Here is a 5,494-nt window from a genome sequence, read left to right as displayed (position 1 = left end):
GTAACGGGTGCAAGAGTTAAGGATTGGGATGGCTGTGGCGATTATATTTTAGGTGAATATTTTTAAGGAAAAGCCCCTCTCAAAAGAGAAGGGCTTTTCATTTATTTTAAACCGTTCCGTCCTTGGCCATATTTCTCTTCATGCATATGGTCGACATAATCATCAGAAATCTCGCCTAAATGAAGCATGTCTTCCCCATTCATTAGACCTTCCAGTGAGTCAAAAAACGATTTAGGGATGTTGAAATCAATCAGAAGGTCCCCAGAGTTGCTATAGACACTAGCTGATAAACTGCCTGGAGGTTCTGTCATTTTTAATAAATCCTTTAACGATACAGCTTTACCGTCCGCCTTTAAATTCACTTTTACTTCATAAAGTGCTATGGTTTGCTCCAGTATTTGAACTAGTTCATTCAGGTCTTGGTCGCTTAATTGGGAAGGATCTTCTACATTGAGGAACTTTTCCCACAACGTATCGTTTGTCATGATTTGGTCAAGTTGGTCTTTATTTTTTTCTTCAACTTCCGCTAAATAATTGAAAAATTTCTCTGCTTCTTCTTCTGTTATGCCAAATTCCTTTAATCCACTTTCAGTTTCTGCCATGTATTCATCATAGTTAACGTAAAATTCAAGTGATGCATCCAAATCCTCGATAAATTTATATTCACTCTTGTTATCGCCAAAATGATCCATTAAGTCATTGAATTCTTTCTCTGTCAGACCATATTTGGTTAATAACTCCTGAAAATTATTCGAGTTAATAGGGGTACCCAAAACTTCTTTTAGCTCTTCCACTGTACTAAAATCATCTAATGGAATTTCGTAGTAATCAAGATAATCCTGTAAATCCTGTCTAGTCCATCCTATTCCAGCTAAATACTGGTTTAATTCATTTTCCGGAGGAGCAGCTTCAGCGGAAGGAACGCTGAATAGGAATGGGATTGTAAGTAAGCTTATTAGCATAACTTTTAACTTGACCATCGGAAACCCCCTTTTAATTTGGTGCATTAGTAATTTCCCCTTTTTGAGTCCTATTAAGACTGAAAAAAATTTCCTCATCTAAATGAGGGTATTTATCAACTCAACTGACGATAATCATTTTTTCAACATAGAAAGGATAAAATCGCTAATGCTAATTAAAAAGAAAAAAAAGTTAAATAAAAGCCAATAGGGGGATCCATATGCATGAGACCGGAAGAAAGAGAATTTTCTGGCACTGGGGTCGAACGATGTATCGATACCGTTGGTTCGTTACACTTATCTGGATATCTCTGTTTATATTCGCGGCCTTTTTCGCTGTAAAACTGCCTAAACAATTAAAGGACAGTGGATTTAATCCTACAGGCAGTGAATCGGATCGCGGTTTCATACAAATGAAGGAGAAAATTGGGATAGCTCCTTCAACAATCACCATCGTTTATAGGAGCCGCCATTTGGATTTAACGAGTGAACAAGAAAAAAAGACAATATTGGAATCATTAAATCCATTGAAAAAGAAGAATTATGTTGAGAGTATCAATATAAACCAGAATGCTCGTCTAAAGGAGGACAAGAGCATTCAGTCAGTGATTGTTAAGTTAAAGCTAGATGGACCAGAAGCACTCGATCGCTTTCCGGAGATGAGAAAACTAATCCCAAAGCCTAAAGGTATGGATATTTTTATCGATGGAGGTACAGCCACGCTCTATGATGTACAAAAAGCGACCAAACACGATCTTGCCAAGTCGGAAATGATTGGTCTTCCAATTGCGCTGATTGTCCTTTTGTTTATATTTGGGACCATATGGGCAGCGATACTGCCTCTTGTTATCGGTATTGTCAGCGTTTCTTTAACACTCGGAATTACATATTTTATTACTGGTTATTATTCCATTTCCAATTTTTTGCCGAATATTGTGATGATGCTGGGGCTGGCAATCGGAGTAGATTATGCATTGTTTTTTGTCAGCCGCTTTCGCGAAGAATTAAAGCATCAGACTTCAGTGGAAGAAGCGGTAGCAGTGGCGACAGCCACGTCTGGGCAGTCTGTATATTTTTCAGGTTTTGCTGTGCTAATCGGAATGTTTGGGATGTTATTTATAAAATTGCCAATCATATATTCACTATGTTTTGGCGGGGTACTCGTCGTTTTCTCTGCCATGACACTGTCTTGCACTCTTCTGCCTGCCCTTCTGGGGATTTTTGGCCACCACATTAATTCCCTGAAAGTTTTTCCCGGAATTCAAAAAAGATTGGCCTCCTCCACAATGTGGGAGCGACTTGCCAATGCTGTTATGAAAAGACCGGCTTTTTTAGCCATTCTGATCAGCACTCTTTTAATATCACTTATGACACCAATAGCGGGTATGAAATTAGGTGTCCCGACGGCAGAAGTGCTTCCGCCATCATATGAATCAAGGATGGGGGCCGATTTACTGAAAAAATATTATGACAACCGAGAATTAAGTCCAATCCTGATTGTTGTAAAGGCACAAAAGAAAGTCACAGAGGAATCCGTAATCCAAGTCATTCAGACGTATGAGAAAAAGATTCGTAATATTTCTGGAGTAAAGGAAGTACAGAGTTATATCGATATCCTGGGTCAAAAAACAGCAAAGGAGACAGCTTTGATACTCAGGTCAAAAAAGACAATGAATCAAATTGAAAACGAGAAGTTAGTACGGGGGAGATTTGCGCTACTAACAGTGGTACCTCATTCTGATCCTGAATCTGCCAAAGCCGCTGACATCGTAAAAAGGCTACGAAAGGTGAAATCAGGCAAACTTAACATATTCATAACCGGAGAAACAGCCATGCGTGTTGATATGCTTCAGCGGATTTTTTCGGGGTTGCCATTATTGATGCTATTTATCATGGCTGTTACCTATCTTGTTCTCCTATCAGCATTCAAGTCAATTCTTATCCCACTTAAAGCCGTCATGATGAATGTATTAAGTCTCGGGGCAAGCCTCGGCATTGTGGTGATGGTTTTCCAGGATGGATGGCTTGCAGATACATTGCGAATAACCTCGACTGGGTATGTCAGCATCATTATGCCTGTGACAATCTTTTGCATTGTGTTTGGCATTTCGATGGATTATGAGGTATTTTTAATTTCCCGAATTAAAGAGGAATTTGACCGGACAGGTGATAACAATAAAAGTACGGCAATTGGACTGCAGAAAACAGGTACTCTCATCAGCAGTGCGGCATTGATCTTAATAGTTGTAGTGGGATCGTTTATTTTTACGGACATTGAAATAACGAAAGCTTTGGGTGTAGGTTTATTTTGTGCCATTTTCATTGATGCAACGTTCATTCGTATAATCGTAGTACCTGCCTTAATGAAGTTGCTGGGTCGTGCGAATTGGTGGGCTCCTAAATGGCTATAAAAGGAAGGTAAATATATATATAACAGTCTAAAGGCGACTCTGTCGGATAGGAAGACAAGATGCAGGTGTGTTCACATTGTTGTTTTTAAATGAAGACACTTTTGTAAGTAGGGGATATTACTGAAAAAATAAAGGAAATATAGGCGGGCTTGTGTGCTCGCCTTTTTGTATTTCTAAGATTGTGAAGTTTTGTACTTAAATTAACGGGGCAGGTTAGCTTAATAAGAATGTTAAAATAGAAGTTAAAAAGGTGATGTGTAAATGCCAATATTTCCAGATGAAATCGCCCTTCTCTCATTATTTGAAACGGAACCAATATTATTAGATTCAACATCAAATGACTTGCCATTTTATTATAATGAAGCAACCTACCGTTTCTCTAATGGAAAAGAGGACTTTATTGTTAAGCTGTCCCCATCCTATGGTGAAGCTAAAATACAAGTGAATGAGTGTAATTCCAAAAGGTTGTTGTCGCTATTGGATTTAAAGCGGGTTAAGAAGTTTGAAATTACGGCAGATGGAAAGGAACGGGCAAGTGTACTAATTAAAGTAGATAACGAAGACTCTCAACAAATTATTGAGATTGATTTTAAACCCCATTTTAAACAGATATTTAAGGAACATCTTACTTGATAAGCTGAGAAGGGGCGATGAATCCTTTAATAAGGTCTTATTGAACAAACGGAGCAGTTTAGTGGAACAAGGGAGATGGAATTTTGTTTTCTTTGCCCTATGAGCAGCAAATGAAAAAGCTAGGAATCGTTCCTAGCGTCCAGTTTTTACATATTATTTATTTCTCCTTCCTGTTGGCGAGCGAGTCACGGTCACTTGCTGTTGGAGGCTGCTCTAACCATCCATTTTTTATCATTAGGTTTGCTCCGTCATCTGCAAATTGTAAGAGTTCTAAAATTAGTCGTATGTAATGAGCACCTAAATCTCTTCTTGAATTGACACTCAAAGCAGAACCATAAAATGAAAGGGTTAATTGTGTAGACAATAGAATTTGGTACATCATATATTTATCCGAAAAGGTCATAGAAGTAGAGCTCGTGATCATTGATTGCCAAGAAACAGGAGAATTTAATTTATCTTCCTTAAATACCGATTCAAATATTTTTATGTGTTTATTGGCAATGTCAAGACCCCTCATGAAATATTGACGAATCTCTTTGGATTGGGCTACTTGGATGAATCCCACTTTTAAAGCAGCATGTAAATGCATTTTTAGCATGTTGAAAGTAATATCTCCTATTTCGATAGCATTCAGAGGACGACGATCTCCCAACCATCCCGTTAAAAAACTTTGGTGCTTTACAAAATCGATTGATTCGGGTGGTGAAATAACAGGAGGTCGTACAAAAAGTCCTTTCGAAAGCATTAAATCAATGGATTGATCAAAAAGCTCCATCGTTTCGGACATACAGGTTATGTAATACTTCCGTAAGTCAGAACGAACGGAAGTACCAACAGACAAAGAATATCCAGTCATGCCTTGCAAAGTCATGATATAAATATAATTTAGGTAGAACGGGTCTTGAAAAAGACGAGGTGCCTGAATGTTTACGTCATCTTTTTCTGTAAACCCATGTGGAATAGGATAATTTTCATTTAACATGAATTCTGTAATTTTTTGAACATGCTTTTGGGATATTCCCAAGGATGTTTGGTAAATCGATTTGACATCAGGATCTTCGATATGCTCCAGTGCATAACGAAAAAAACAAATGGACATGGTATCAAAAATGTATTGAGTCCAAAGGCTTGCCATTTCTGGAGCAGTTAATCGAATGGGGTTATATGTCTCCAAGATTTTTCCTCCAATAAACGAACTTGTACATTTTTTTTATTGTTCTCTCAGGGGTGAATAATATGTAAAAAATTAGAAACCTCTTAAATCAAAAGAAATTACTGATGAGAAACAAGGTGTAGTTTTGATAAAAACAGTATTTGTGGAAGTTTTTTACAAAGAAACTTCAACATGGTTCGATGCGGGTGGTTCAGTAATTCCGATTATTATCGGGATACATTTATAGCTTAACTGGTGTGATTCTTCAAGATGTAGTTTGCCTTTTTCTAATCTAACAAAAAAATTGTGAAATAGTGCACTTAAAGTAAACCAGCTAA

General features: G+C 37.6%; 4 protein-coding genes. 2 read left to right on the top strand and 2 right to left on the bottom strand.

The window, feature by feature from the left end; all coding sequences use genetic code 11:
• Nucleotides 1-101: 101 nt before the first annotated feature.
• Nucleotides 102-980 carry a processed acidic surface protein gene (locus ACIFOT_RS22410; protein ID WP_430068063.1) on the bottom strand — a complete coding sequence of 293 codons (879 nt, stop codon included), beginning with the start codon at nucleotides 978-980 and terminating at the stop codon, nucleotides 102-104.
• A gap of 200 nt (nucleotides 981-1,180) precedes the next feature.
• Here ACIFOT_RS22410 and ACIFOT_RS22405 point away from each other — a divergent pair, with 200 nt between their 5' ends.
• Both ACIFOT_RS22405 and ACIFOT_RS22400 read left to right on the top strand, forming a co-directional pair.
• Nucleotides 1,181-3,370: an MMPL family transporter gene (locus ACIFOT_RS22405; protein WP_430068060.1), complete on the top strand. Its 2,190-nt coding sequence runs from the start codon at nucleotides 1,181-1,183 to the stop codon at nucleotides 3,368-3,370.
• A gap of 261 nt (nucleotides 3,371-3,631) precedes the next feature.
• Entirely contained in the window at nucleotides 3,632-4,003 is a 372-nt protein-coding gene (locus ACIFOT_RS22400) for a hypothetical protein (protein WP_430068057.1), read from the top strand.
• Between the two features lie 157 nt (nucleotides 4,004-4,160).
• On the opposite strand, the gene ACIFOT_RS22395 is transcribed toward ACIFOT_RS22400, so the two are convergent.
• The gene (locus ACIFOT_RS22395) at nucleotides 4,161-5,177 is read right to left on the bottom strand and encodes a DUF3231 family protein (RefSeq protein WP_430068054.1); all 1,017 of its coding nucleotides are present in this window, start codon (nucleotides 5,175-5,177) and stop codon (nucleotides 4,161-4,163) included.
• Nucleotides 5,178-5,494 lie beyond the last annotated feature (317 nt).

The sequence above is a fragment of the Neobacillus sp. NRS-1170 genome (genome assembly GCF_050468025.1).
Note: the sequence above shows the minus strand (reverse complement) of the source record. Positions and strands in the feature narration are given on the sequence as shown.